The sequence below is a fragment of the Lutibacter aestuarii genome (genome assembly GCF_042676885.1).
GTDB lineage: Bacteria > Bacteroidota > Bacteroidia > Flavobacteriales > Flavobacteriaceae > Lutibacter > Lutibacter aestuarii.
Map to the genome: position 1 here is coordinate 294,291 of NZ_JBHTIC010000005.1, position 25,716 is coordinate 320,006.

At 27.8% G+C, this 25,716-nt stretch carries 31 protein-coding genes and 2 tRNA genes; 23 read left to right on the forward strand and 10 right to left on the reverse strand.

Features of this window, described 5'->3' with window-relative positions:
* Positions 1 to 7 precede the first annotated feature (7 nt).
* Both ACFQZW_RS03815 and trxB read right to left on the reverse strand, forming a co-directional pair.
* Positions 8 to 1,591: an aspartate:alanine exchanger family transporter gene (locus ACFQZW_RS03815; RefSeq protein WP_372801616.1), complete on the reverse strand. Its 1,584-nt coding sequence runs from the start codon at positions 1,589 to 1,591 to the stop codon at positions 8 to 10.
* Positions 1,592 to 1,736: 145 nt separating this feature from the next.
* On the reverse strand, positions 1,737 to 2,684 hold the full coding sequence (gene trxB / locus ACFQZW_RS03820; RefSeq protein WP_386781513.1) for a thioredoxin-disulfide reductase: 948 nt from the start codon (positions 2,682 to 2,684) through the stop codon (positions 1,737 to 1,739).
* 169 nt (positions 2,685 to 2,853) lie between these two features.
* Between trxB and ACFQZW_RS03825 the strand changes: the two genes are divergently transcribed.
* From ACFQZW_RS03825 to ACFQZW_RS03875, 11 genes are all read left to right on the forward strand, one after another.
* Positions 2,854 to 3,192, forward strand: coding sequence for a thioredoxin family protein (locus ACFQZW_RS03825; RefSeq protein WP_298264237.1), 339 nt, complete (start codon positions 2,854 to 2,856; stop codon positions 3,190 to 3,192).
* Between the two features lie 50 nt (positions 3,193 to 3,242).
* Positions 3,243 to 3,317, forward strand: a tRNA-Pro gene (locus ACFQZW_RS03830).
* A gap of 219 nt (positions 3,318 to 3,536) precedes the next feature.
* Complete coding sequence (locus tag ACFQZW_RS03835) at positions 3,537 to 4,085, forward strand: TetR/AcrR family transcriptional regulator (protein ID WP_372801619.1); 549 nt, start codon at positions 3,537 to 3,539, stop codon at positions 4,083 to 4,085.
* Between the two features lie 25 nt (positions 4,086 to 4,110).
* Positions 4,111 to 4,518, forward strand: a complete 408-nt coding sequence (locus tag ACFQZW_RS03840; RefSeq protein ID WP_386781514.1) for a hypothetical protein — start codon at positions 4,111 to 4,113, stop codon at positions 4,516 to 4,518.
* A 12-nt stretch (positions 4,519 to 4,530) separates the two neighbouring features.
* On the forward strand, positions 4,531 to 5,010 hold the full coding sequence (locus ACFQZW_RS03845; RefSeq protein ID WP_386781515.1) for a hypothetical protein: 480 nt from the start codon (positions 4,531 to 4,533) through the stop codon (positions 5,008 to 5,010).
* Complete coding sequence (locus ACFQZW_RS03850) at positions 5,011 to 5,403, forward strand: hypothetical protein (RefSeq protein WP_386781516.1); 393 nt, start codon at positions 5,011 to 5,013, stop codon at positions 5,401 to 5,403.
* Between the two features lie 10 nt (positions 5,404 to 5,413).
* Positions 5,414 to 6,139: a DJ-1/PfpI family protein gene (locus tag ACFQZW_RS03855; RefSeq protein WP_386781517.1), complete on the forward strand. Its 726-nt coding sequence runs from the start codon at positions 5,414 to 5,416 to the stop codon at positions 6,137 to 6,139.
* Between the two features lie 13 nt (positions 6,140 to 6,152).
* On the forward strand, positions 6,153 to 6,311 hold the full coding sequence (locus ACFQZW_RS03860) for a hypothetical protein (RefSeq protein ID WP_386781518.1): 159 nt from the start codon (positions 6,153 to 6,155) through the stop codon (positions 6,309 to 6,311).
* A gap of 80 nt (positions 6,312 to 6,391) precedes the next feature.
* Entirely contained in the window at positions 6,392 to 6,544 is a 153-nt protein-coding gene (locus ACFQZW_RS03865) for a hypothetical protein (RefSeq protein ID WP_298264891.1), read from the forward strand.
* A 256-nt stretch (positions 6,545 to 6,800) separates the two neighbouring features.
* Complete coding sequence (locus ACFQZW_RS03870) at positions 6,801 to 7,550, forward strand: response regulator transcription factor (protein WP_386781519.1); 750 nt, start codon at positions 6,801 to 6,803, stop codon at positions 7,548 to 7,550.
* Between the two features lie 81 nt (positions 7,551 to 7,631).
* Positions 7,632 to 9,968, forward strand: a complete 2,337-nt coding sequence (locus ACFQZW_RS03875) for a TonB-dependent receptor (protein ID WP_386781520.1) — start codon at positions 7,632 to 7,634, stop codon at positions 9,966 to 9,968.
* A 345-nt stretch (positions 9,969 to 10,313) separates the two neighbouring features.
* On the opposite strand, the gene ACFQZW_RS03880 is transcribed toward ACFQZW_RS03875, so the two are convergent.
* Both ACFQZW_RS03880 and ACFQZW_RS03885 read right to left on the reverse strand, forming a co-directional pair.
* Entirely contained in the window at positions 10,314 to 11,237 is a 924-nt protein-coding gene (locus tag ACFQZW_RS03880) for a L,D-transpeptidase (protein ID WP_298285862.1), read from the reverse strand.
* Positions 11,238 to 11,242: 5 nt separating this feature from the next.
* Positions 11,243 to 12,016 carry an LOG family protein gene (locus ACFQZW_RS03885; protein WP_386781521.1) on the reverse strand — a complete coding sequence of 258 codons (774 nt, stop codon included), beginning with the start codon at positions 12,014 to 12,016 and terminating at the stop codon, positions 11,243 to 11,245.
* A gap of 152 nt (positions 12,017 to 12,168) precedes the next feature.
* Here ACFQZW_RS03885 and ACFQZW_RS03890 point away from each other — a divergent pair, with 152 nt between their 5' ends.
* The 3 genes from ACFQZW_RS03890 to ACFQZW_RS03900 are packed head-to-tail and all read left to right on the forward strand — an operon-like array spanning position 12,169 to position 14,695.
* Positions 12,169 to 12,951: an MlaE family ABC transporter permease gene (locus ACFQZW_RS03890; protein WP_298285868.1), complete on the forward strand. Its 783-nt coding sequence runs from the start codon at positions 12,169 to 12,171 to the stop codon at positions 12,949 to 12,951.
* A 3-nt stretch (positions 12,952 to 12,954) separates the two neighbouring features.
* Positions 12,955 to 13,695 carry an ABC transporter ATP-binding protein gene (locus ACFQZW_RS03895; protein ID WP_372801065.1) on the forward strand — a complete coding sequence of 247 codons (741 nt, stop codon included), beginning with the start codon at positions 12,955 to 12,957 and terminating at the stop codon, positions 13,693 to 13,695.
* A 7-nt stretch (positions 13,696 to 13,702) separates the two neighbouring features.
* The gene (locus ACFQZW_RS03900; protein ID WP_298265258.1) at positions 13,703 to 14,695 is read left to right on the forward strand and encodes an MlaD family protein; all 993 of its coding nucleotides are present in this window, start codon (positions 13,703 to 13,705) and stop codon (positions 14,693 to 14,695) included.
* Between the two features lie 32 nt (positions 14,696 to 14,727).
* Here ACFQZW_RS03900 and ACFQZW_RS03905 read toward each other — a convergent pair whose 3' ends face one another.
* Both ACFQZW_RS03905 and ACFQZW_RS03910 read right to left on the reverse strand, forming a co-directional pair.
* Positions 14,728 to 15,942, reverse strand: coding sequence for a metallophosphoesterase (locus ACFQZW_RS03905; RefSeq protein WP_386781522.1), 1,215 nt, complete (start codon positions 15,940 to 15,942; stop codon positions 14,728 to 14,730).
* Between the two features lie 11 nt (positions 15,943 to 15,953).
* Positions 15,954 to 16,538: a CDP-alcohol phosphatidyltransferase family protein gene (locus tag ACFQZW_RS03910; protein WP_298264900.1), complete on the reverse strand. Its 585-nt coding sequence runs from the start codon at positions 16,536 to 16,538 to the stop codon at positions 15,954 to 15,956.
* Positions 16,539 to 16,711: 173 nt separating this feature from the next.
* Here ACFQZW_RS03910 and ACFQZW_RS03915 point away from each other — a divergent pair, with 173 nt between their 5' ends.
* The 4 genes from ACFQZW_RS03915 (at position 16,712) to ACFQZW_RS03930 (ending at position 20,457) form a co-directional block, all read left to right on the forward strand.
* On the forward strand, positions 16,712 to 17,965 hold the full coding sequence (locus ACFQZW_RS03915; RefSeq protein ID WP_298264902.1) for a PAS domain-containing sensor histidine kinase: 1,254 nt from the start codon (positions 16,712 to 16,714) through the stop codon (positions 17,963 to 17,965).
* Positions 17,966 to 18,061: 96 nt separating this feature from the next.
* Positions 18,062 to 19,123 carry a response regulator gene (locus ACFQZW_RS03920; protein ID WP_298264904.1) on the forward strand — a complete coding sequence of 354 codons (1,062 nt, stop codon included), beginning with the start codon at positions 18,062 to 18,064 and terminating at the stop codon, positions 19,121 to 19,123.
* Between the two features lie 86 nt (positions 19,124 to 19,209).
* A complete protein-coding gene (locus tag ACFQZW_RS03925) occupies positions 19,210 to 20,064 on the forward strand; it encodes a universal stress protein (protein WP_298285881.1) in 855 nt (284 codons plus the stop codon).
* A gap of 3 nt (positions 20,065 to 20,067) precedes the next feature.
* Complete coding sequence (locus tag ACFQZW_RS03930; RefSeq protein ID WP_386781523.1) at positions 20,068 to 20,457, forward strand: hypothetical protein; 390 nt, start codon at positions 20,068 to 20,070, stop codon at positions 20,455 to 20,457.
* Between the two features lie 517 nt (positions 20,458 to 20,974).
* On the opposite strand, the gene ACFQZW_RS03935 is transcribed toward ACFQZW_RS03930, so the two are convergent.
* From ACFQZW_RS03935 to ACFQZW_RS03950, 4 genes are read right to left on the reverse strand one after another with little or no spacing between them, the layout of a single operon-like run.
* On the reverse strand, positions 20,975 to 21,592 hold the full coding sequence (locus ACFQZW_RS03935; protein WP_386781524.1) for a phosphoribosyltransferase: 618 nt from the start codon (positions 21,590 to 21,592) through the stop codon (positions 20,975 to 20,977).
* Positions 21,593 to 21,599: 7 nt separating this feature from the next.
* Positions 21,600 to 22,250 carry a dienelactone hydrolase family protein gene (locus tag ACFQZW_RS03940; RefSeq protein ID WP_386781525.1) on the reverse strand — a complete coding sequence of 217 codons (651 nt, stop codon included), beginning with the start codon at positions 22,248 to 22,250 and terminating at the stop codon, positions 21,600 to 21,602.
* Between the two features lie 10 nt (positions 22,251 to 22,260).
* Positions 22,261 to 22,707, reverse strand: coding sequence for a DUF2267 domain-containing protein (locus ACFQZW_RS03945; protein ID WP_298285886.1), 447 nt, complete (start codon positions 22,705 to 22,707; stop codon positions 22,261 to 22,263).
* A gap of 15 nt (positions 22,708 to 22,722) precedes the next feature.
* Positions 22,723 to 23,331, reverse strand: a complete 609-nt coding sequence (locus ACFQZW_RS03950) for a WG repeat-containing protein (RefSeq protein WP_298264920.1) — start codon at positions 23,329 to 23,331, stop codon at positions 22,723 to 22,725.
* A 259-nt stretch (positions 23,332 to 23,590) separates the two neighbouring features.
* Between ACFQZW_RS03950 and ACFQZW_RS03955 the strand changes: the two genes are divergently transcribed.
* From ACFQZW_RS03955 to ACFQZW_RS03975, 5 genes are all read left to right on the forward strand, one after another.
* Positions 23,591 to 23,998 (forward strand): hypothetical protein, encoded by a 408-nt coding sequence (locus tag ACFQZW_RS03955; protein ID WP_298264923.1) that lies wholly within the window; start codon positions 23,591 to 23,593, stop codon positions 23,996 to 23,998.
* A 23-nt stretch (positions 23,999 to 24,021) separates the two neighbouring features.
* Positions 24,022 to 24,465, forward strand: a complete 444-nt coding sequence (locus tag ACFQZW_RS03960) for a hypothetical protein (RefSeq protein ID WP_298264926.1) — start codon at positions 24,022 to 24,024, stop codon at positions 24,463 to 24,465.
* A 95-nt stretch (positions 24,466 to 24,560) separates the two neighbouring features.
* Positions 24,561 to 24,634 (forward strand) — tRNA-Thr (locus ACFQZW_RS03965).
* A gap of 126 nt (positions 24,635 to 24,760) precedes the next feature.
* On the forward strand, positions 24,761 to 25,366 hold the full coding sequence (udk, locus tag ACFQZW_RS03970; protein ID WP_298264928.1) for a uridine kinase: 606 nt from the start codon (positions 24,761 to 24,763) through the stop codon (positions 25,364 to 25,366).
* A gap of 6 nt (positions 25,367 to 25,372) precedes the next feature.
* Entirely contained in the window at positions 25,373 to 25,690 is a 318-nt protein-coding gene (locus ACFQZW_RS03975; protein ID WP_298264930.1) for an FtsB family cell division protein, read from the forward strand.
* The last annotated feature ends 26 nt before the right edge of the window (positions 25,691 to 25,716 follow it).

The following is a 25,716-nucleotide window of genomic DNA, read 5'->3' on the forward strand; positions in this document are numbered from 1 at the left end:
TTTTTAGTTACAATAAACTTAAAATTTGAACAACAATAATTAGTAGTACCATAGCAATTGGATACACTGTTGCATAAGCTACTGAAGGAGCATCTGTATCAACCATATTATCAATAGCGGCTAAACCTGGAGTACTCGTCATACTTCCAGTTAATGTTCCAAGTAACGTAAGCATATTTAATTTAAAAAATGTTTTGGCAACAATAGTTGTTATAATCATTGGTAATAAGGTTATTAAAATTCCATAAACAAATAATTCTAAACCAAATTCTTGAAAAGTACTTACCAAACTGGTTCCTGCACTGGTTCCAACAGCAGCTAAAAAGAACAATAAACCAAACTGCCTTAATAATTGATTTGCTGCACCGGTCATTGTCCACATAATAGGACCTGTTTTACCAGTTCTACCTAAAACAAGTGCCACTAATAAAATTCCTCCTGTGAGACCTAAACTAAATGAAAATGAGTCGAAATTTATACTTAATTTACCTACCAAAATTCCTAAAATAATCCCTACGGCTATTGGTAAAAAATCTGTATTGGAAAGCTTACTCGTATCGTCTCCAAAAATACGACTTACATGTTTCATGTTTGTTTTATGACAAACAACGATTAGTTTATCCCCAAACTGTAATTTAGTAGAAGGACTTGGAGATATATTAATACCAGATCTTCTAATACGAGTAATGGTTGCGTGGTATGTATCTAAAATATTAAGTTGTCCCAATGTTTTTTTAACAACATCTTTATTAGTTACTAATATAGATCTTATATCAAAATTTGTGTCTAACGGGATTTCTTGTCGAGTTTCAGAACCTATTAATAATTTAACACGCTCCAAAGCATCGCTTGTACCTACGGCTTTCACCACATCTCCTTTATGAAAAACAATTTCAGGCTCTGGTGCAATTACAATATCATTATGCATTATTCTTGAAATGACAGCCTTGGTCATAAATCTAATATTTAACTCTCCATAAGTTTTGCCAATCACATTTTCATTTTCTACAATAAAATGCTTTTTAATAATTTCTGGATAACCAGCAGAAAGCTCTTCTTTGTATTTTTTTTCTTCATCTTTGATGTTGACTTTTAAAATACGAGGTAAAAAACTAACAAAAAGAATGACTCCAATTACACCAAAAGGATATCCAATACCATACCCAATTGAAGCTAACGGAGACTCCGTAGCATCAATAGCTGCAGCTAAACCAGGAGTGCTTGTTAAGGCTCCATTTAACAAACCAATTATCAAGTTTTTGTCTATTCCAAAAAAATAAAAAATGACAAAAGCTATCAGACCTGAACTTACTATTAAAATAGTGGATAGTATTGCCAATTCTCTCCCATTCATTTTAAATGATTCGAAAAAACTTGGACCTGCTTGAATTCCAATCGTAAAAATAAAAAGTACTAAACCTAAATATTGAAAATCTCTTGGAATTTCAACACCATAGTGTCCAAAAACTAATGCTACAAAAATTACCGCCGATACATCAAGCGAAATTCCTTTAATTTTTATTCTTCCTATTATAAAACCAATTACTATAATAAGAAACAATACAAAATAACTATTAGAAAATAATTCCATTACATTAAGTTTTATAACACAAAATTAATTACTATTGAGGTTTAATTACTTGAATATATAAATAATTTACGAAAACGATTACACATTGATATAAAAACAAAAACCCAAACACTTGGTTTGGGTTTTAATTTTTAAAAAAACCATATTAGTTTAAAGACCCTAAATATCGTTCAGCGTCTAAGGCTGCCATACATCCTGTTCCTGCTGCCGTAACTGCTTGACGGTATTCTTTATCTTGAACATCACCTGCTGCAAAAATTCCTGGCAAATTAGTTTTTGTAGACTTTCCTTTAGTAATTAAATAACCTGTTTCATCCATATCTAAAACATCTTTAAATATTTCTGTATTTGGTTTATGACCAATTGCTATAAACACGCCTGTTACATTAATTACTTCTTTTTCTCCAGTAACATTGTTTACTGCTCTAACCCCTTCCACAACATTATCTCCTAAAACTTCATCTATTTCAGTATTAAATTTCACTTCAATATTTTTAGTTTTTTCAACTCTATGTTGCATTGCTTTTGAAGCTCTCATATAGTCTTTTCTTACTAAAACGGTTACTTTATTACAAATATTTGCTAAATAAGTTGCTTCTTCAGCAGCAGTATCTCCTGCTCCAACTACAACCACATCTTGTCCTTTATAAAAGAATCCGTCACAAGTTGCACAAGCAGAAACTCCACCACCAATTAAACGTTGCTCACTTTCTAAGCCCAAATATTTTGCTGTAGCTCCAGTAGAAATTATTACGGTATTAGCTTCAATTTGAATAGAGTCATCTACTGTTACTTTGTGAATCCCTCCAATTTCTTTACTAAAATCAATTTTAGTGACCATTCCAAATCTAACTTCAGTTCCAAAACGTTCAGCTTGATTTTTTAAATCTTCCATCATAGCTGTACCATCTGTACCATTAGGATATCCTGGAAAATTATCAACTTCTGTTGTAGTTGTCAACTGCCCTCCCATTTGCATTCCTGTATACATTACTGGTTTTAAATCTGCTCTAGCGGCATAAATTGCAGCAGTATATCCAGCTGGACCCGAACCTATTATTAAACATTTTATTCTTTCAATTGTATCTGACATGATTTATTTATTTTTTATTTTCAACCAACAAATTTATAGCAATTTATTGTAATACTTGGTGAATGTTTATAATTTTTTATAATGTAATTATAAGCTTTCATAATGTATATTATTAACTACAAAATATTGATTTTTTGTAGTAATTTTGAGAACCTTAAATATTGAAAACATGAGTAAAACAACCCATATAAATAACATTGAAAAGCTTGAAGAACTATTAAAAACAGAAGAAGCTATTTTATTATACTTTTCAACAACCTCATGTAATGTGGGTGAAGCTTTTGAGCCTAAAGTTAAAAGTTTATTAGCAACTAATTTTCCCAAAATTAACTTTTATCATATAGATTTAAATTTCTCTCCTGAAATTGCTGCTAACTATTCTGTATTTGTAGAGCCTACAATTTTAGTTTTTTTTGAGGGAAAAGAAACTATTAGAAAAAGTCGAGCAATAGGTATATTTGAATTAGAAGAAGCCTTAAAAAAACCTTATCAACTTATTTTTGAATAAATACTTGTTAAATGTATTTTTAGTTTTATATTTGCAGTCCGAAATTATTACGGGGTGTAGCGTAGCCCGGTTATCGCGCCGCGTTTGGGACGCGGAGGTCGCAGGTTCGAATCCTGCCACCCCGACTTTTTAACAAATCAATTAGTAACAAAAACTTGGTAGTCGTAAGATTATCAAGTTTTTGTGGTTTTACGACTATCATTTAATTTGAATTGATTTAGTTAAAAAAATGATCTATTAGCTTGTTTTATTGTAAAAAATTAAAAACCTCCAAATTTCACAAAATTAAACGCTTTCGTTCAATAATTTTTATATATTTGCATTAAACGAATACGTCTAATACTATGCCAGCTCTTAAAATTGACAAAACAAAATGGTTAAAACTAGGAATCGAGTACTTTTCTACTATAGGAAAACAGGGAATAAATGTAGAGCAAATGGCAAAAAAACTTAATTGTAACAAATCTAGTTTTTACCATCATTTTAAAACCAAGAAAAATTTTCTAAATGAAATAATTCAGTACTGGTATAACAAAAGTATGGAGCCAATTATAACTGAAATTGATAGTATTAGAGATCCCAAATTAAGGTTTGAGCGTTTTTTAATTTTAGGTTTCCGAGATAAATCGAGAAAAGATTTAATGTTCTATTTAAGAAAAGAATCCGAAACAAATTCCAATCTAAAACAGTTATTAAATGAATTTAAAAAAACAAGAATCATATATGGTTCTCAACTAATTCAGAAGTTAGGCTATTCTGAAAGTGAGGCAATACAAAAAGCAGAAACTCTATATTTATTTTATATAGGTTGGTACGAAATAAATAAATCATCAAATAATGATAAAGACATTGATGATGCAATTGACCTTATTAAAACATTTATTAAGTTTTAATTACTGATTAAAAACTTCATCAAGTATGCTAAAAAAAATTATACCATCGATTATATTATATTCTTTGATTGTTTTTCTTTTCTTATATCATTCTTTTAAACTCTATAATGTTTATTTAGGAATTGACTTTATGGCTTCAGAAAAATTTTTAAGTTCTTTTTCTATTACTTCTAATAAAAGATCAATTATCACAGTTCAAAGTATTCTTAGAGTATTAATATTAGCAAGTCTAGGCTTCATTTTAATTATTAGAAACAAAAAAATAGGAATAATAGGAATGTGGTTAGGAATAAGCTTGCTTGTATTATCACAATTTTGGCTAGTTTCAAAATCAACTGACAAACTACTTCTTTCAATGTTTTCAGGTTTAAAACCTCTAAAAGGATTGCTATTACCAACTATTATAACAATTCTCTATTTAAAACGTAAATAAACAAAAAACAAAATGGACATTAATAAGGATTGGAATATCATTCGACAACATTTCAACAAAAGTTTTAAATCAAATTTTTACGTATCTATTGCGTCCGTTGACACCAATAACAACCCAACAGTAACACCTATTGGGTCGCTTTTTTTAAATGATAATCAAACAGGTTTCTATTTTGAAAAATTTCCATCAAAATTGCCGTTATGTGAAAACCTAAATAAAAATATTTGTGTATTAGGCGTTAATAGTAATCGTTGGTTTTGGATTAAATCCTTGTTCAAAGGAAAATTTCCTAACCCACCTGCAATAAAATTATATGGTGAATTGGGTAAAAAAAGAAAGGCTACAAAAAAGGAATTAGAAAGATTGAACAGAAGAATGAGAGCTACCAAAGGATTAAAGGGGAATACTTATTTATGGAAGAACATGGAATTTGTAAGGGAAGTCTATTTTGAAAAAGCTGAAAAAATTAACCTCGGTAAAATGACACAATAAATGAATATATATTTTTTATCTGCTGGAATTTTATGCTTTTTATTGGGGATTGTTCATTCGTTCCTTGGGGAGTATTTAATTTTTAACGACAAAAGGGATAAAGGAAAATTAGTACCATCAAAAGAAAGTAGTGAATTAAAAGAAAGACATTTAAGAATACTATGGGCTACTTGGCATTTGGCATCTATTTTTGGCTGGTGTATTGGGTCAGTATTAATAAAAGTAGCATTAACAAAAAACCAACAAAATATAGAATTTGTTGATTTTATTTTACAATCAATCATTTATACCATGGGCATTAGTTCTTTATTGGTTTTAGTTGGTACAAAGGGAAAACATCCTGGCTGGATAGTGCTTTTAATAATAGGAATATTAACAATAATTGGAAACTAAAAATAATAAAATGAAAAAAATAACCTTATTAACTCTGCTTACCTTTCTGCTTTTAAGCTGTTCTGAACAAACAAAAAATAATTCTGAAAAGACAATAAATACTAAAACATCAAAACAAGAAAAAATGACAGAAAAATTGATTAACAAAAACCTGCCAACAATAGGAATATTAGTATTTGATGGAGTAATCATTAATGAAGTTGTAGCACCTTTAGATGTTTTTTCAAATCCAGATATTCAAGGAAGACATCTTTTCAATGTTATAACAATAGCAGCTGAAAACAAGGTATATGAAAGTGCTCAAGGTTTAAGGATAACACCAGATTATTTGATTAACGCGATACCTAATTTAAAAGTTTTAGTTGTTCCTAGTTCCTATAATCCATCCGATCAAACATCCAATAAAAAATTAGTTGATTTTGTAAAAGAACAAAATAAAACAACTGATTACATTGCAAGTCATTGTGCAGGAGCTTTTTTAATTGGTGAATCAGGTATTGCTGATGGAAAAGAAATTGTAACCTATTGCGGTGGTGGAGAATCTTTACAATCAATCTATCCAAATATAATGGTGGCAGACGATAATAAAGTTTCGGTTGTTCAAGATGGAAAATTTATTTCTTCAAATGGTAGTCTAGTAAGTTATATTGCATCATTTGATCTATTAGAAAAACTAACCAGCTTAGACCATAGAAAATTTGTTGAAAAAGCCATATTGTTTGATAGACTAAAATAAAACATTAGAAATCATGAAAGCAATAATTGGAGGAGGAATAGGAGGATTTACTACAGCTTTAGTATTTGAAAAATTAAGAACCCCATACAAATTATTCGAAAAAGCTAAAACTATTGATGCAGTAGGTGCTGGTATTTGGTTACCTCCAAATGCACTTCAGGTATTTGATTAGATAAATCCAAAACTATTGACAAAAATTAAACAAACTGGCACAAAGGTAATATCTGTCTCATTGGAGATGCTGCCAACAGTATGACTCCAGATTTAGGGCAAGGTGAAGCGCAAGCCATTGAAGATGCTTTTTATTTAACACAGGCAATTAGCAATTCAAAAAAGGAAGAAGATGCCTTTGTTGATTTTCATAAATCTCGAAAAACAAAAGTTGAAAAATTGGTTAAATTGTAAAGACAAACATCTAAAATGCCGTTTTAAAATATGGTTCAAGTTTCAGAAATTTTGCATTAAAGAATATGCCAGAAAAATACACTCTAAAACAAATGCCAAATATCTATACTTTATAATCAAATCAAAAGAACGCATTCTTACAGCGTCCATTTTAAAGCTCTTATTTGAACTTAGTATACTAAATTATCTGCTTTTGGAGTTACATATTGCAGCTTATCACAGCATTATATAAATAGTTTTTAGCGTAATAAAATAAATGAGAAATTTAGAATTAGAATATTATCAAGTTTTACAACAACAAAATTTTGATAAATCAAAGTTAGATTATAGCATATTTGAAAAGTACACCCCTTTTTTAAATAAAATGGCTCAAGTAAAAAACAGTGCCATAACTGTATTTGATTTACATAAAAAAGAACACATATTTAATTCATACAACTTAAAGAATCTTTTTGGTTATAATTTAGACAATATTGATACCGATTATTATAATTCAAAAATTCATCCAGAAGATTTTGTATCATTACTAAAAATTGGGATATCTGTTCTTAAAAATTCTTATAAACTTCCCATTGCAGAAAGAAAAAATTATAAACTTCAAAATGAATATCGAATATTAAATTCAGAAAACAAATATATTAGAGTCATAGAGCAATTTCAAACTCTTGAGCTAGATGAAAAAGGAAATTTTTGGTTAGCTTTAAGTACTATGGATATTTCTCCAAACCAAGAAGAATACAATGGTATTAGAAGTCAATGGGTTAATACAAAAACAGGGGAAATAAACGTTGATCATTTTATAAATAATATAGGTTCTAAATTGTCTAATAGAGAAAACCAAATATTATTTTTTGTTAACAAAGGATTGTTAAGTAAAGAAATATCTGAAAAATTATCTATTAGTGTACATACTGTTAATACTCATAGACAAAATATTTTGAAAAAACTTGGGGCAAATAGTTCAATTGAAGCCATTAAATTTGCCAAAGAACTGAATTTAGTATGAAAATTACTGATAAATCAGTATAGTAGATTATATTATCTAACTCTAATTTAGCATCAAATTTAAACTCTAAAAAATTAATTGATGTTGCTAAAAATAAGAACCCTCTATTTTATTCTTTTTATTTCTGTTTTTTCCTACTCACAAAATATCACACAAACTATAAAAGGTAAAATTATTGATGAATCCTCTCAAGAACCACTTCCATTTGCTACGGTAGTAATTATTGGTTCAAACCCAATTTTAGGAAGTACTTCTGACGTTGATGGGAATTTTATACTTGAAAATGTGCCTTTAGGCCGATATGATTTAAAAATATCTTATATAGGATATGAACCCATTATTAAACCTGAAGTTGTTGTTACATCTTCTAAAGAAGTTGTTTTAACCATTACTCTCAAAGAAAATGCTTTTTCATTAGAGGAAGTGTTTATTAAACCAAAAATTATTAAAGAAAAACCTATCAATAAAATGGCAACGGTTAGTGCAAGAATGTTAAATATTGAGGAGGCTAATAGATATGCAGGTGGTTTTGATGACCCAGCTCGTTTAGCCTCGTCTTTTCCTGGTGTAGCAAGCAATGTTAGTAACAATGCAATTGTTATTAGAGGAAATGCACCTAAATACTTACAATGGAAAATTGAAGGTATAGAAATACCAAACCCTAATCACTTTGCTGATTTAGCCTCGTTTGGTGGTGGTGGATTGACTGCATTAAGCAGCAATTTATTGGCAAATTCCGATTTTTTCACGGGAGCATTTCCCGCAGAATATAACAATGCGCTTTCAGGGGTCTTTGATATTCGAATGAGAAATGGAAACAGCTCGGAATTTGAACATAGCTTTGAAATTGGAGCCATAGGAATTGACTTTACTTCCGAAGGTCCATTAAGCAAGGAAAGCAACGCATCTTATCTTGTAAATTACAGATATTCCACATTAGGTCTTATAGCACCTTTACTACCCGAAGATGCTCAAGGAACAAATTACCAAGACCTATCATTCAAGGTCAAATTACCTATAAAAAAAATGGGACTCTTTTCATTGTGGGGAATAGGCTTGATGGATAAATCTGGAACCAAACCAGAAACTAATACTGAAAATAGAAACTATTATCAAGATATCGAGAAACAGAATGTTAAACAATTTATGGGAGCATTTGGTGTGAACCATAGATTGATATTTGAAAATTCAGCGTATGTAAACTCTACCTTGGCAATTTCAGCAAATGGTATTGACCAAAAAACAGATAGACTTGATGATTCCTCGCAATTACAACCGCAAAATGAAATTAATAACACCTACTACAACATTGTTTTTAAATCTTTTCTCAATAAAAAGTTCAGTTCAAAACATACTAACAGAACAGGAGTAATTGTAAGAGCGATGAACTATGATTTAAGCTTAAAAGAAAATGATAATACAAATAATTTAAACACGGTAGTTTTAGAAAACGGATCTAGCACCTTAATTTCTGCATACTCAAATTCGTCTTTTTCTTTTAAAAATTGGCAATTAAATGCAGGGTTGAATACACAATTATTTACGTTAAATAATCATTTTACTATTGAGCCACGTCTTGGGTTAAGCTATCAACTAAACGAAAGTAGTAAAATGAGTTTTGGTTATGGCTTACATAGTAGAATAGAACCTTTAAATATTTATTTTGCAAATACGGTAAACTCAACTGTACCAAAGGCTAATAAAGATTTGGATTTTTCAAAATCACATCATTTTGTGCTAGCATATGATTGGAATATTTCAGAAAAACTACATTTAAAAATAGAGCCTTATTATCAATATTTATATAATATTCCTATAGTAGAAAATAGCACGAACTCGCTTTTAAATTTACAAAATGATTGGTTTGTTAATAATACCTACGTGAATAATGGTAATGGGCAAAATTATGGTATAGACCTAACTCTAGAGCAGTATATTACTAATGGCTTTTATTATTTAATCTCTGCATCTGTATTTGATTCTAAATATAAAACAAGTACAGATAATTGGTATAACACCCGATTTAACAAAAATTATCTTTTTAATGTTTTAGCGGGTAAAGAATTTAGAATTGGAAAAAATAAACAAAACTTATTTGGTGTGAATTTAAGAATGAGCATTCAAGGAGGTGATAGATATTCAGTTATAGATCAAAACAATTCGGCATTAGAACAAGATGTGGTCTACAATGAAACAAATCCATTTACAGAACAAGCAAAAACATCGTTTGTAACGCACTTCACTATTAATTACGAATGGTATAAAAAGAAAACGACACAAAAATTATCTTTTAAAATATTGAATGCTACAAATTATAAAGAATTTTTAGGTCATCGATACAATATTAAAACAAATATAGTTGATGAACATCGGGAAGCATTGATAGTGCCAAATATTAGTTATAAAATTTCTTTTTAAAAATAGCCTTTTATTTAAGAACATTACAGAAGACTTTCAAGTATCAAAACATGTAGTAAGTTATATAAATACTTCTAAAGCATATTCCAGAATTCAGCTGAAAGTCTAGAAATTAAAATTATAGAAGATGATTTTACCGATTTAGCGCCTATGATAAATTATTTATTTCTAATCTAGATTTAACCAAAAGATTTGTTAAAAATTACTCGACTGCAAATTAGAGCACAAATACTTTTTATTCAAATACAGGAGAAAAAGAGTATATCGATTATTAACATATACCGAAGAGCTTTCAAAGGCTAAAAAGAAGAAAATTTATAATTTTATATTAAAAAACTAAAGTTTTCACTTGTAATTATATATGTTTTTAAAAGTAATTGTATCGCCTCTTTCATTTATTTTTTTTAGGTCATATCTAATAATAATTTTGGTATGTATAGGTGCGTAATAATAAATGTACCAAGCATCACTTTCCTTGGTCCCAATACATCCATTAGAATATGGTTTATTAAGTGTGTTTTGGTTGGTAGTTGGATGAATAAATTGTCCATTTTTAATTCCATTAATCTCAGTTTCTATCCAAGGAATTTGAGGTAATTTGGTAATCTTTCCGTCGTCTCTTTTGGTTACAAAATATTGATGTCCATTTACCGGATTGTAATAATCTGGATTTTTTACATGATTTACTATTTTACCAATTCCTGTTTTAGTTTTTAAATCGGTAATTCTATTTCCCATTTTTAAATATTTTTTTTCATTTCTACCCACCCTAACTGGAAATTCAAAAAGTAATGTTGAATTTTCATAAATACGAAGTTTATATTCAGGAATATTTACATCTAAATATGTATGATTAAAATTTTGTAAAAGTTCTTTAATTTTAAGTGAATCTGGTATTAAAATTTTACTTCCTTTTTTTAAAACTATTTGTTCTTTTTGATTGTATATAAAGGAATCTTTTGCAATCATTTTATAATAATCCATCTCTGCTAAAGTCGTTATAATCCAATTGTTATACCTTACTAATACATGCTCTGTTAAATTTAAATTTTCAGTTACATTAAAAAAATTTACTATAGAATCTATATATTGAAAATAATTCTTAACTCGAATGTTTTTAGTTACAACTATTTCATTTTGAGTATTTTCTTTTAGCTGCTTTTGAGTTTGAAAAGAATTGCTATGTTCACCACCCCAGCTAACTTTCAATAATAGTATAAATCCTATTATAAAGCCTATATTTTTTATTATCAATTTAAAATATATCATAACTCCTATTTAAACTTTTCTACAAACCACCATTTAGTTTTATAACTTTTTTTAACCAAACCAAATTTTTTCACCGCATGAATTTTGATATGATTAACCATTTCATCAATAGAATCTGTTACAAATAACAATTTCATATCTTCATCACTAATGCTTTCATTTTTAGCCATTAACAATATATGATCATACAATTCTTTATGGTATTCTTTTCCAAAAATTACTACTGGAAAATTTTTGATCATTTTTGTTTGAATAAGTGTCAAAGCTTCAAAAAGTTCATCTAAAGTTCCTATACCTCCAGGCATTACAATAAATGCATACGAATATTTTAGTAATAAAAATTTACGCACAAAAAAGTAAGGGATATTAATCCATTTATGCAAATATGGGTTAGGCATTTGCTCTTCAGGTAAAACAATATTACAACCTACAGAATATCCTCCAGAATTATAGGCTCCTTTGTTAGCAGCTTCCATAATGCCAGGACCTCCACCAGTCATTACAGTAAAACCTAATTTTGAAATTGCTTCACCAATTTGAACCCCTTTTTGATAATATTCATTTTCTTCATCAAAACGAGCCGATCCAAAAACTGTAACACACGGACCAATAAAATGTAGTTTTCTAAATGCTTTAATAAAAATATATAAAACTTTAAAGGTAAAAATCAATTCTTTAAACCGATCTCTAGGACCTTGTAAAAATGAATGCTCGTCTGTTAAAAATTCACTTTTTCTATGTTTATTTCTATTTGTAAACCAATGCCTAAAACTACTCATAAGTAATCTATTTTTAACCGTTAATTAAACAACCACTTATAATGAAATTTATTAAAGTTATTTATTATTTAGACTTCATAAAATGATATTCCTCATTTTAATTACAAAGTGCAGCTTGTAAATTAGTATTGCTATACAACATTTAATGTTATATGATAAGGCTAAACCACATATCAGATAGAATAAAAGTTTTTTTTATTGAAATTGGTGAGTTATCTTACTTTACTGGTAAATTTTTTAATGAACTATTTACACGCCCTTTTGAGTATAAAGAATTGCTAAAACAATGCTACATTGTTGGAAACCAATCTATTTTATTAGTCAGCATCACAGGGTTTATTATCGGTTTAGTTTTTACATTACAATCTCGACCTACTTTAATGGAATTTGGTGCTGAGTCATGGATGCCATCTATGGTAAGCATTTCAATTGTTAGAGAAATAGGACCTGTAATAATTGCGTTAATTTGTGCTGGAAAAATAAGTTCTGGTATTGGTGCTGAGCTCGGTTCAATGCGAGTAACTGAACAAATTGATGCTATGGAAGTTTCTGGAACAAACCCTTTTAAATATTTAGTGGTTACAAGAGTTTTAGCAACCACATTAATGCTACCACTACTTATTATTTTAGGAGATGCAGTTGCTTTATTTGGATCGGCTATTGTTGAATATTTAAAAGGAGATGTATCGTTTTTATTGTATTTCAATAAAGTATCCAATGCATTGTCCTTTTCAGATATACTTCCTGCTACCGTTAAATCATTCTTCTTTGGCTTTGCCATAGGTATTGTAGGTTGTTTTAAAGGTTATTACTGCAAAAAAGGAACTGTTGGTGTAGGTAGAGCATCTAATACAGCAGTGGTTTACTCTTCAATGTTATTATTTATTATAGATTTTATTGCGGTATTTATTTCTGACATTTTTTTCGAAATTTAAATTATGAAACCAAATACAAACATATCTCCAATTTTAAAAATTGTAAATCTTAAAAAAAGCTTTGGAACTAACCACGTGCTTAATGGATTTAATTTAGAATTATATAAAGGTGAAAATTTAGTATTAATGGGGAAATCAGGTTCAGGAAAATCTGTAATGATTAAATGTTTGGTTGGATTGATGCAACCCGATGAAGGTCTTATAGAAATTATGGGAAAAGATATTTCTACATTAAGTCAAAATGATTTAAATAGCCTACGCACTGAACTGGGATTTTTATTTCAAGGAAGTGCGTTGTATGATTCTATGACTGTCCGAGAAAATTTAGAATTTCCCTTAAGAAAAAGTACTGAAAAAAATTTTGATACAGAAGAACTAGTATTACAGGCACTTGATAATGTAGGATTAATTGACGCCATTGATTTAATGCCTGATGAACTTTCAGGTGGAATGAAACGAAGAGTAGCCTTAGCACGTGCTATTATTTTAAAACCGAAGATTATAATTTATGATGAACCAACAACGGGCTTAGACCCAATAACTGCAAAGGAAATTATTCAATTAATAAGAGCTATTCAACACAAACAAGGTACTTCATCATTAATTATTACTCATGATGTTGATTGTGCTAGAGTTATTTCAGAACGTATGATTTTATTAATTGATGGTGTTAATTATATTGAAGGAACTTTTAAAGAATTAGTCTCTTCAAAAGATGAAAAGGTTCAAGCATTTTTTAAATAATACTATGATGAAACAAACGAATACACAAAAATTTAATTTAGGGCTGTTTATTGTAATAAGTACATTACTATTAATCCTAACCCTATATTTTATTGGAAACAAACAAAATTTATTTGGAAATACCTTTAAAATAAGTGCTGTATTTAATAATGTAAATGGTTTACAACTTGGTAATAATGTTAGGTATTCAGGAATCAATGTAGGAACGGTAAAAAGTATCGTTATGATTAATGACACCACTATTTGCGTTGATATGGTTATTGAAGAAAAAATACTTAAACACCTGAAAAAAAATGCCATAGCTGCCATAGGCTCAGATGGTTTGGTTGGTAGTATGGTGATAAATATTGCCCCTAATAAAAATTTATCAAGAGCTTTGTTACCAGGTGACACCATTCAATCCTATAGCAAAATTAACACAAATGATATGCTGGAAACCTTAAACACAACAAATGAAAATGCAGCCATACTTACCTCAGATCTTCAAAAAATCACAACAGCTATTAATCAAGGAAAAGGTACTTTAGGAATGCTAATTAAAGATGATGAACTGTCAAAAAATTTAAAACAAACCATCTTAAATTTAACCAAAACAAGTGCTGAAGCATCTCAAACTTTTTCAAAATTAAATACCATCGTTACTTCAATTAATTTTGACCAAAGTATTGCAAATTTAATTGTTAACGATTCTATTGCTACCAACCAATTCAAATCGGTAATTACAAATTTAGATTCATCAAGTAAAAAAATGGACTCTGTAATAACTAATTTAAATGCTTTTATTACAATGCTACAACATAGCGAAGGTACTTTAAACTATTTAGTTAAAGACACTATATTGGTTAAAAACATTGATGAAACTATATTTAATATTAAAGAAAGTAGTGTTAAACTAAATGAAGATTTAGAAGCCTTAAAACACAATTTTTTATTTAGAGGCTACTTTAAAAAGTTAGAACGTCAAAAAAAACGTGATGAAAAAAAGGCTATTAAACATTAAATTAATTACCTATTTGTAAATACGTTATACTACTAATTTTCAAGCTTTATCAATGTAATTTCTGGTCGCATTCCCAATCTACCAGGAAAGCCCAACCAACCCAAACCTCTATTTACATATAAATATTGATTATTAAACTTATAAAGACCTGCCCAATGTTTATATTTATATTTTATAGGACTCCATTTTTTATTTTTAAACTGAATTCCAGCTTGCATTCCGTGGGTATGACCAGAAAGTGTAAGCGCAATATTTTCTTTACCTACTACTTCTTCACTCCAATGCGTTGGGTCATGTGAAAGTAAAATTTTAAAAGAAACACCTTTGGTTATAGTCAATGTTTTTTTTAAATCTCCATATTGTTTGAATGGAGGAACTCCCCAATTTTCGATGCCTAAAATGGCTATTTTTTCATTTTCTTCTTCATAAATGTCAGCTTCATTCAATAATACTTTAAAGTTTATTTTCTGGTAAAATTTTAAAATAGCTTTAAAGTTAGCTTCCTTTAAACTAGCTGTTTCCCAAGTGCTATAATCTCCATAATCATGATTCCCTAAAACTGCAAACTTTCCTTTGGTTGCGTTTAATTTGTTAAAAACAGTATCCCAACCTTTCAATTCCCAAGCATAATTATTCACTAAATCTCCAGTAAAAAAAATAAAATCAGGATTTAAATCATTTATCATATTTACTGCTATTTCTAATATTTGATATCGGTAATTAAAGCTTCCTAAATGAAGATCTGAAATATGGACAATTTTTAAATGATTAAATTTTTTAGGCAACCATTCAAACTTTAACTTCACTGTATAAACTTTAAATCGATATACTGCCAAAAAAATTCCATAAAGTATTACAAAAAACGGTAAAACTCCTGAAAACACTCCAATTAACGGAATAACAATCAGAGAAACTTCTTCAGTAAAAAAAGTATTAGAAAAATAGAGTACACTAATAATAATTACAAAAATTATTTTTGGAAAAAAAGAAGTTACTGTAAGTCCATAAAGCGATGATATAAACAATTGTTTACGTTTGGGATGTATTGAATTTAAAGTAACTCTTAAAGTAATTATTGAAGTTATTAAACCAAAAGTAAACACCCAAAAAGCCGTATAAACTATTGGCCTAAAAAAAGGAATTTCTATTGGTTTTGTGATAGCCTGTAGCCAATAAAAAGTTAAAACATCAACAATTAAAAGTGCTATACATAACCATATTATTGATAAAAAAGAAAATTTCCGCATTTCATAAACTATTACAATTTTAATCTTCTTCTATCTCTTAAAGCCCAATAAATTCCTTTTACGCCTGTCACCCAAGAATCATACATGAATATGAGTGTAATTTCTTCAATAGTTTCTAAAACCCCCAATATAATCATTCCATAAAACAACCAATAAATAGGCTCAAAAAATAATAACCATAAAATAAAAACTGCTTGTACTATGGCCGATAATTTTGCCAAATAAGTATGAAAGGCAGTTGCTTTTTTATATTTTATAAATGCGAGTAGCATTTGAATAACATAAGGCAAAAAAGCAATTAGAATTAGCAGGTAATTTTTTTTTAAAAATTCGTATTCAAAAACAAACAAACCTAACAAACCAATAGCAAATGTAATTTGGTCTCCAAATGAGTCTAATTGAGAACCTCTAGCGCTTGCAATATTTAATTTCCGAGCTAAAAACCCATCAATCATATCCGTACTATAACTAACTAATAAAAACCAAGTAAATAGGTTTCGATTATCTAATAGTAATAGACATATTAACCATGGAGCTGCAGCAATTCTATAAAATGAAAACCAATCAGCTATATTGTAATTTTTAAACGTAAGCATTATTTTAAATCAAATTTCTTATTTCTTATAACATCCATCAATTTAAAATTACTTTTATTTCTTCTAAAAAATAATGACTCCCATCAGTTTATGTACATTTTATGTATTAAAAATCAAATAATTAAACTTTTTTTCCGAAATTTAATAGTAAAATCTCTCTTAATTAAAATTCTATGTTTCATCAAAATAAAAATATTTTTGACATTTTATTTGAAGCTATTCCTGAAGGAGTTATTATTGTTAATCAAAAACAAATAATAGTTGCCGCTAACTCTTCAGCTGCTAACATGTTTGGTTACCGTAAAAGTGAGTTAATCAATAAAGCACTTCACATTTTAATTCCTTCTAAATTTCACAAAAATCACATCGCACATTTTAACAATTTTATAAAAACAAACCATATTAAAAAAATTGAACATGGATCAGACTTATATGGCATTGGTAAAAACAATAAAGAATTTCCTGTTGAAATTGGATTAAACCCATTTAAAGTAGGAAATGACAATTTTGTAATTGCTTTAATTATTGATGTTACTACTAGAAAAAAAAATGAAAAACAAATTGAAACATTAAACGACGAGTTAGAAAAAAAAATTAAGCATAGAACTGCTGAACTCAATAACACCATTAAACAACTAAAAGAGCTAAATTTAAATTACAAAGAAGAAATTAAAAAAAGAATTATTGCCGAAACTAGAATTAAAGCTGCCTTAAAAAAAGAAATTGAACTTAACGACCTTAAAACAAAATTTTTATCTATGGTTTCTCATGAATTTAAAACTCCCTTAAGTGGAATTTTAACTTCCTCAATGCTCTTAAAAAAATACCAACGCAATGAAGAACAAAAAAAACGTGACAAACATATTGAAATTATTACCAATAAAGTTCATTACTTAAATGACATTTTAAATGATTTTTTATCCATTGAAAAATTGGACTCTAATAAAATAGTTTATAAATTCTCAACATTTCATTTAAGTAAAGTTATAAATGAAGTGGTTTATAATGCCAATTTATTATTAAAAACAGGGCAACGAATTATAATCCCTGATAATATTGATGATTTTGTTCTTCAACAAGATGAACGCATATTAGAGTTAATACTTTCTAATTTAATACACAATTCTATTAAATATTCTGGAGAAAATACCACAATTCAAATTGCTGTTTACCAAAATAACGGTACTATTATTTTTAAAATAAAAGATGAAGGAATAGGAATTCCTCAAAACGATCAAAAATTTATATTCAATCGATATTTTAGAGCTGAAAATGCATTAAATATCCAAGGAACGGGCATTGGACTCAATATTATAAAAGCTCATATAGAAAATCTAAAAGGAAAAATTAATTTTTCAAGTGAAGAAAACATAGGATCCGAATTTGTATTAATTCTTCCTAAAGAAAACAAAAATAACAATCAATAAATTATTTATTGATAAACAAAATGATTAAATTTAAGGAGGCAAAAAATAGCGCATTCAAATTCCCCTTGCACTATCTAAATATTAAAACATAAACTCATGAAAAAAGTTTTATTAATAGAGGATGATGCTGTTGTAAGAGAGAATACGGCTGAACTTTTAGAATTAGCCAACTATACTGTTATTTGCGCTTCAAATGGAAAACATGGAATAATTGAAGCAAAAAAACACCTACCTGATATTATTATTTGTGACATCATGATGCCTGAACTAAATGGTTATGGTGTATTACAAATTTTATCTAAAGAAGATGCCACCAAAAAAATTCCTTTTATATTTTTATCTGCAAAAACCGAGCATAAAGATATCCGAAAAGGGATGAACTTAGGTGCAGACGATTATATTACAAAGCCTTTTGACGAATCTGAATTGTTTAGCGCAATTGAAAGCAGGCTTGCTAAAATTGCCATTTTAAATGAGGTTTCTGTTGAAACAGAAAATCATTTTAATGAAGAAATAATTTCAAAATATGAACTTAAAAACTTAAATCATTTAAAGAAATTTTTTATTGAAAATGTAGAAGAAATCTCATTTGAGATGAATAAAATTATTTATCATAAAGGAGACAACTCAAATTATGTTTACTTAATTAAAAAAGGCGTAGTAAAAACCTATAAAATTGATGAACAAGGAAAAGAATTGATTACAGCCTTACATAAAGAAGATGATTTTTTTGGGATAACTTCATTTTTACATAATCTCCCTTATCAAGAATATGCTACCGCAATTGAAGAAACCGTGGTTTTTAGAATGTCTAAGAGTGAATTAAAAAAAATTTTAGAACAAAATCATGAAGTTACTTTAGAGTTAATAGACCATTTAACAGATAATGTCAAAGAAATTAAAGATCATTTGCTTGAAATGGCCTACAGTTCTGTAAGAAAAAAAACGGCTAATACCATTTTGCATTTTTCAGAAAAAATTAAAAATAGACCCGAAGAATCCATTAAAATTTCCAGAAGTGATTTGGCTAGTATTGCTGGAATAGCTACTGAAACTTTTATTAGAACTCTTTCCGATTTTAAAAAAGATGGAATTATTGATATTGAAGGAAGAAATATTAAAATTCTGAATTTAGAAAAACTACAAAAAATAAATTAATACTACAAAGTGTTGATATATATCATTTTGCTTTTTAAATGTGCGTTTTAACTTTGAGTATAAACGCTATTAAACAATTAAGCATTATGAAAAATATACTTCTCCCTACCGACTTTTCTGAAAACTCATGGAATGCAATTAAATACGCAATTTCATTATTTAAGGAAACTGCTTGTAATTTTTATTTATTGCATGTTACATTAATTTCATATAGTTCAAGCAGCGGTGATTATCCTTTAGTAGCTACACAAGGTATTATTGAAAATACCTTATTAAAACAAGCCAAAACAGCTATAAAAAAACAATTAAAAAAATGTGAATCACTTACCAAAAACCCAAAACACAATTTTTTTACAATTACTAGTTATGACTTTTTTATTGATTCTGTAAAAAATCATTTAAAAGAAAAAAATATTGATCTTATAGTAATGGGTACCAAAGGCGCATCTGGTTTAAATGAAGTTCTTATTGGTAGTAATACTGGAGATTTAATAACACAAGTTCAATGTCCGACATTAATTGTTCCCGAAAATTCAATTTACAAACCTTTAAAAGAAATTGCTTTTCCAACAGATTATAATATTTTTTATCAAACAAAAGTATTAAAAGAGATTTTAGAATTTATGAAATTACAAGATGCTTTTTTAAGAGTGGTTCATATTACAAAAAAAGATGAAAATTTAACCCCTTATCAAGTTGAGAATAAAGAAATGCTTCATACTTTTTTTACAGATGAAAAATGTACTTTTCATAAAATAACCAATAAAAAAACTGAAGAAGGAATTCAATGCTTTGCAGAAAGTAGAGATATAGATATGATTGTTATGATAGCCAAAAACTTAAATCTTTTTCAACGAATTTTATTTAGACCAACTGTTGAAGAAATAAGTTACCATACAGAAATCCCATTTTTAGTATTACATGAAGAATTTAAATATTAACTTATGGAAAATAGTTCAATTTATTTAGCAAAGTTTTGGGGGTGGTACTTAATTATTTTCTTTTTAATTTTAAGTTTTAACCCAAAAAGAATTAGGCAAATTGTAATAGATTTAAAAGATCAAAAGTTTACCATAATTATTTCATTTTTAGCCATAATTATTGGGTTGCTTAATCTTTTATTTCACAATATATGGAAAGCAGATTATAGAATTATAATAACTTTATTTGGTTGGTGTTCTTTACTATTAGGTTTGTCTCTTTTTATAATACCTAAACAAACTGTTAAATGGTTAAATTTTGTAAACATCAAATTTGTTCAAGTGTTTTACATTTTATTGTTTTTAATTGGTGTTTACTTACTAAGTATTGTCTATGGCATTATTATTTATTAAAACTAAACTGATAACAATCATATCGTAAATTGATGGCAATCATTTTATTTATAAAATTTCCCATATACATTTACAACATAAAATTTAAGTTCTTTGATTTCTTAAAAAATAAATCTAAAAAATAAATTCATGATGTTTTTTAAAACATTATAAATTAGGAAGGCTAAGATATCCTTTTTGACAGTTTTAATTTATTAGCTAATTTTTAGTAATAAAAATTTTTGAAAGATTATTTCAATATCAAGAAGTTACCTTATTCTTTCTTAAAAAGGAAACAGGAAGTTTAGGCTTCCTGTTTCTAACAAAAAACCCATGAAAAAGAAAAATTTATACTTAACAAAGTATAAATTAGTTAAAGAATTTAAAAATGGTTTGGATTCGTATGATTCTAAAATTACTTGAGTTATAAAGCAATTTTAAAATTGTACAACATTAAATTGTTGAATTAAATTCTTTAAAAGGAAACAGGGAAGTGAAAACTTCCCTGTTTCTGTTTATAAAACTGCATTATAAATTATTATTTTAATAATTGAATTACCTTTTCATCTGAAACTTGTCTAAAATCTTTATAAAATTGTCCAACTGCTCTAAAATTTTTTGGGGTTAATAAACAAATTGTCTCTTTTACTATTGGCAACTCATTAATGGTATTAAATGCAGCTATGGATGATACAGGAAGAGCTACAACAATATTTGCAGGATTTTCTTTTTTGATAAGGTCTATACTTGAAAGTAATGTTCTTCCAGTAGCTACGCCATCATCCACAACAATCACTGTTTTATTTTGTAAATTCATAGGAATTCTATCTCCATAATACAATTTATAACGATTTGTTAAAACCTCTCTAATTCTTTTAATTTCACTTTCAATATAATGTGCTGTTACTCCTTCAATAAATTCATTTAAACTTTTACTTTTTAAAGTTACAGCTCCAATAGCATATTCTTTATTAAATGGATGACCAATTTTTTTTGAGAGTACAATTTCTAAAGGAAGGTTTAATTTTTTTGCTATTTCATACCCTACTGGCACTCCTCCTCTAGGAATTGCCACTACTACAACATCTTTGTTGTTTTTATAAATTAACAATTCATCTGCTAATAAACTACCAGCCTGTTCTCTATTAATAAACATTATAAGCTCATTTATTTTTTATATAAGTATTAAACCAACTTATTGTTTTTTGTGCTACTAAATCTAATTTTCCAGACTCAACAAATAAATGTGAAGCACCTTCAATAATTTCTAGCTCGCAAACGCCATTTATTTGTTCTTTTGCTTTTTTATTTAATTCAATTACCACCCCATCATTTCCTCCAACAATTAAAAGAGTTGGAATAGTTATGGACTTTAACTCTATTATTGCCAAATCTGGTCTACCTCCTCGTGAAACTATAGCCTTTACTTTTTTACCTATTTTAGATGCTGCACTTAATGCTGAAGCTGCTCCAGTACTAGATCCAAAATAACCAATAGGTAAATTGCTAGTTTCTTTATAATTAGAAACCCAATGGGTAACTAATACTAAACGTTCAGTCAATAAATTAATATCAAACCGATTTCCATAAACTAAATCTTCTTCAGGCATTAATAAATCAAATAGCAAACTGGAATACCCTTGTTTAAATAATAAACTTGCTACATAATTATTTCGTATACTCAATCTACTACTACCACTTCCATGAGAAAATAATATGATTCCTTTTGAAGGATTGGTCATTCTTAAATTAGCATTTAATATAATGTTATCGAGTTTAATTTCTACTACTTTATAAGGTGATATTGTTTCCATATTAAAAGCATTAAAACATTATATTTTGATATATTATAAATTTTAGGTCTTTAGGAAGTTCTGTTCTAATATCTTCTAATTCACCTAAAGAAATATACTTTCTTAACACCATAAATGTTGATTTAATATAATTCTCAGCTTTGGCATCTGATCCGAAATCATGAATTGAAGTTTTTCCATCAAAAACCCTTATTAAATCAATAAACTCGGTCATACTTTTTACTTTCTTCTTTTTACGAGATGACCATCCATTAACATAAACAGCCTTTAAAAACATTGGAAATTGAGCAATTAGTTGTAATGATTCTTCGGTAGATATAACCTCTCGTAAGCCATGTAATATAGAAGATAAAATACGTCCTGCCTGTTCGGTATCATTGCCAAGATTTAATTCCTTTGTATATATCTTTAGAAATTTATTGGCATCTACTGCAAATTGATTAAAGTTTAGTGACATAGTTAAGCTTTTTAATTATAGTTTATAAATACTCCAGGTATAATCATCCTTTTTTACAGCAACTAAATTTGGAGCAATAAATTTAGAGCGGATGCTTGGAGGTAATTGAATAGTCAATTCTGAAGGAATATAAGTTCGTATATTGTATAAATAAGCTTCTTTGTCCCCATTGGTATTTATAATGTATTCTTCAATTTTATTAGCAATTACTGCTTTTTTTAACACTTTATTATAACCAATGGTATCATTGGTAAATTGAACAATAATTGCATATCCATTAAAAAAATTTGTAGCGTTTAAAAATTGATGATTTACTACAGTTTCACCAAGTCTATTAATATATCCAAAAAAATATTTGTTATCCACAAGCTTTTTAATTAAGCACCTTCCATCTTTAAATACAGGATATAAAAAATTGGCATCAGGCAAATTACTTAATACTAAATCGTCTCTGTAATCTATCACTAAAACACCATCATTATTAATAAACCCCCACTTTCCATCTTTTTTTACTGCAGCTAAATTGTCATGAAAAGGAGAAATTTGGTCTATATTTGAAATCATTTGTGCAAAATTCTCTGTAGTAAAAAATAAATAAACTAATAAAATAATTAATTTTTTCATGGTTCATACATTTTTATTTACTTTAAAGTTATTACAGACTTTTATAAACTGGAATGATATTCCTCAATTTCAAATAATCAATTATCTATATTTTAAAGAATTTTAAATTAAAAAGCGCCTATTATATAGCTTAAATGCCCAATTGATTGCTTTATTTTTATAATCAATGAATGAATGAAATAAATTTTACGTTTGAGGAATATCATTTTATATCTCACAAATTTCAATTTAATTAGAAGAGCATTTAAATTGAAAAACTATGGAAACTAGCGAACTTACCTATAAAAAATTCGAACACAATAAAAGCATTAATGAATTAGAGTATGATACTTTAATTTGGATTTCTAGATTTGAATTTATTAAAACAGAATTGGCCTTTTTAAAAAAACTAATTCAATCCAATTCTTTTAAATCTAGAATTCCAAACCTTTATGAACGGATACAGCTTTTTATTCAAGAAATTGACATTTTACTAAAAAACAATCAAAGAATTTTACACAAACTAACCGAGCAACATAACAATTTAAGTGGAAAGTTATATTATGAATCGTTTCAATTAATTGCTTATGAAAAATTGGCAGAAAAGATTTTTAATTACACTATAACTTATCAAAATTTTAAAATTAGAATTTTTGAATATCTCGAAAGTATTTTAAAACAAGAATAAAAAATAATCTAAAATTACAAACGATGGAAACCAAAATAAAAAAGGACTGGTTTGGCAGAGAAAAAAGCATCGCCGAGCTTCACTACGATTCAAAATTATGGATTTCAGAAATTGAATTTATTAATGATGAATTACGCTTTTTAGACAATTTATTAAGCATGTATTTTATAGACTGTTTAGATTTGGGTCTTAAAAAAAACATTGAAGATTTTGTAAAAAAAATAGCCACTGAAAAGCAATTAATTTCCACATTTATAAATTTAATAAACAAACACGAAAAAATATTGGTTGACTTAATTGAAACCAATAGTGTTAAAAGCAATAAAAATTTCTTAGAGTCTCATAAAAAATTAGAACGAGAAATAAATACCTATTTTAAAAATTACAAAAAACTAAAAAAGGACATTTTTAACACCATTGAAAACATTATGAAGAAAAAAGAACAGTTGAAAATATCTTTAAAATAGTTCTTAAATTCAAGGCATTAAATTGCACTTAAAAAATAAATAAAAAAATACTTGTTTATTATCTAGAAAGTATTTTAATTTGCACCCGCAAACAAGCCGATGTAGCTCAGCTGGCTAGAGCAGCTGATTTGTAATCAGCAGGTCGTGGGTTCGAGTCCCTCCATCGGCTCAAAAAAGCCTCTTCAATTTTGAAGAGGCTTTTTTTATTTATCACACTCCTCCTAAATAATAAAAAATTGAATTCACATATATTTATTTTTATTCCTTAATTTTGCTAACATCAAACTAACTATTTATGCTTATAATTGGAATAGCTGGAGGTACTGGAAGCGGAAAAACAACCGTAGTAAATCAAATTTTACATGAATTACCTGTTGATGAAGTTTGTGTAATTTCACAAGATTCATACTACAATATTACCACTGGATTATCTTATGAAGAACGTACAAAAATAAACTTTGACCACCCAAAAGCTATTGATTTTGAGTTATTGGTTGACCATTTAAATTTATTAAGACAAGGAAAAGTAATTGAACAACCTGTGTACTCATTTGTAACGCATAATCGAACTTCAGATACGCTAATTACTCACCCCAAAAAAGTAGTTATTGTTGAAGGAATTTTAATTTTTAATAACAAAGAATTAAGAGATATTTTTGACATTAAAATATTTGTTCATGCAGATACAGATGAACGTTTGATTAGAAGAGTTAGACGAGATATTGAAGAAAGAGGTAGAGATATAAATGAAGTATTAACAAGATATCAAACCACCTTAAAACCAATGCATCAACAGTTTATTGAACCTACCAAAAACTATGCAGATATTATAATTCCTAATGATCGATATAATACGGTTGCTATAGATATCGTTAGAACTGTAATAACTAACAAACTATAGTTTTTTATGACATTTCATCAATTAAAAAATAAACCTATCATTAAAATTATTACCAATAGGTATGTAATTATACTTTCCATTTTTGTGGTATGGATGGTATTTTTTGATGAAAATTCATTGCTGAATCATCTAGAATTCAATAAAGAAATTGATAAACTACAAAGTGAAAAAGAACATTTTAAAACTGAAATTGAAAAAGATAAAGAACTCATAAAAAAATTACAAGATAAAGAACAGTTAGAGAAATTTGCTAGAGAAGAATACTACATGAAAAAAGAGAATGAAGAAATTTATATTATTGAATATGATACTTTAAAAAAGTAATGCTACCATTTTTAAAGTTACTTTTC

Coding starts and splice junctions, on each gene's coding strand:
- ACFQZW_RS03815 (WP_372801616.1), bottom strand. CDS start 1,591: ATGGAATTATTTTCTAATAGTTATTTTGTATTGTTTCTTATTATAGTA.
- trxB (WP_386781513.1), bottom strand. CDS start 2,684: ATGTCAGATACAATTGAAAGAATAAAATGTTTAATAATAGGTTCGGGT.
- ACFQZW_RS03825 (WP_298264237.1), top strand. CDS start 2,854: ATGAGTAAAACAACCCATATAAATAACATTGAAAAGCTTGAAGAACTA.
- ACFQZW_RS03835 (WP_372801619.1), top strand. CDS start 3,537: ATGCCAGCTCTTAAAATTGACAAAACAAAATGGTTAAAACTAGGAATC.
- ACFQZW_RS03840 (WP_386781514.1), top strand. CDS start 4,111: ATGCTAAAAAAAATTATACCATCGATTATATTATATTCTTTGATTGTT.
- ACFQZW_RS03845 (WP_386781515.1), top strand. CDS start 4,531: ATGGACATTAATAAGGATTGGAATATCATTCGACAACATTTCAACAAA.
- ACFQZW_RS03850 (WP_386781516.1), top strand. CDS start 5,011: ATGAATATATATTTTTTATCTGCTGGAATTTTATGCTTTTTATTGGGG.
- ACFQZW_RS03855 (WP_386781517.1), top strand. CDS start 5,414: ATGAAAAAAATAACCTTATTAACTCTGCTTACCTTTCTGCTTTTAAGC.
- ACFQZW_RS03860 (WP_386781518.1), top strand. CDS start 6,153: ATGAAAGCAATAATTGGAGGAGGAATAGGAGGATTTACTACAGCTTTA.
- ACFQZW_RS03865 (WP_298264891.1), top strand. CDS start 6,392: ATGACTCCAGATTTAGGGCAAGGTGAAGCGCAAGCCATTGAAGATGCT.
- ACFQZW_RS03870 (WP_386781519.1), top strand. CDS start 6,801: ATGAGAAATTTAGAATTAGAATATTATCAAGTTTTACAACAACAAAAT.
- ACFQZW_RS03875 (WP_386781520.1), top strand. CDS start 7,632: ATGTTGCTAAAAATAAGAACCCTCTATTTTATTCTTTTTATTTCTGTT.
- ACFQZW_RS03880 (WP_298285862.1), bottom strand. CDS start 11,237: ATGATATATTTTAAATTGATAATAAAAAATATAGGCTTTATAATAGGA.
- ACFQZW_RS03885 (WP_386781521.1), bottom strand. CDS start 12,016: ATGAGTAGTTTTAGGCATTGGTTTACAAATAGAAATAAACATAGAAAA.
- ACFQZW_RS03890 (WP_298285868.1), top strand. CDS start 12,169: ATGATAAGGCTAAACCACATATCAGATAGAATAAAAGTTTTTTTTATT.
- ACFQZW_RS03895 (WP_372801065.1), top strand. CDS start 12,955: ATGAAACCAAATACAAACATATCTCCAATTTTAAAAATTGTAAATCTT.
- ACFQZW_RS03900 (WP_298265258.1), top strand. CDS start 13,703: ATGAAACAAACGAATACACAAAAATTTAATTTAGGGCTGTTTATTGTA.
- ACFQZW_RS03905 (WP_386781522.1), bottom strand. CDS start 15,942: ATGCGGAAATTTTCTTTTTTATCAATAATATGGTTATGTATAGCACTT.
- ACFQZW_RS03910 (WP_298264900.1), bottom strand. CDS start 16,538: ATGCTTACGTTTAAAAATTACAATATAGCTGATTGGTTTTCATTTTAT.
- ACFQZW_RS03915 (WP_298264902.1), top strand. CDS start 16,712: ATGTTTCATCAAAATAAAAATATTTTTGACATTTTATTTGAAGCTATT.
- ACFQZW_RS03920 (WP_298264904.1), top strand. CDS start 18,062: ATGAAAAAAGTTTTATTAATAGAGGATGATGCTGTTGTAAGAGAGAAT.
- ACFQZW_RS03925 (WP_298285881.1), top strand. CDS start 19,210: ATGAAAAATATACTTCTCCCTACCGACTTTTCTGAAAACTCATGGAAT.
- ACFQZW_RS03930 (WP_386781523.1), top strand. CDS start 20,068: ATGGAAAATAGTTCAATTTATTTAGCAAAGTTTTGGGGGTGGTACTTA.
- ACFQZW_RS03935 (WP_386781524.1), bottom strand. CDS start 21,592: ATGTTTATTAATAGAGAACAGGCTGGTAGTTTATTAGCAGATGAATTG.
- ACFQZW_RS03940 (WP_386781525.1), bottom strand. CDS start 22,250: ATGGAAACAATATCACCTTATAAAGTAGTAGAAATTAAACTCGATAAC.
- ACFQZW_RS03945 (WP_298285886.1), bottom strand. CDS start 22,707: ATGTCACTAAACTTTAATCAATTTGCAGTAGATGCCAATAAATTTCTA.
- ACFQZW_RS03950 (WP_298264920.1), bottom strand. CDS start 23,331: ATGAAAAAATTAATTATTTTATTAGTTTATTTATTTTTTACTACAGAG.
- ACFQZW_RS03955 (WP_298264923.1), top strand. CDS start 23,591: ATGGAAACTAGCGAACTTACCTATAAAAAATTCGAACACAATAAAAGC.
- ACFQZW_RS03960 (WP_298264926.1), top strand. CDS start 24,022: ATGGAAACCAAAATAAAAAAGGACTGGTTTGGCAGAGAAAAAAGCATC.
- udk (WP_298264928.1), top strand. CDS start 24,761: ATGCTTATAATTGGAATAGCTGGAGGTACTGGAAGCGGAAAAACAACC.
- ACFQZW_RS03975 (WP_298264930.1), top strand. CDS start 25,373: ATGACATTTCATCAATTAAAAAATAAACCTATCATTAAAATTATTACC.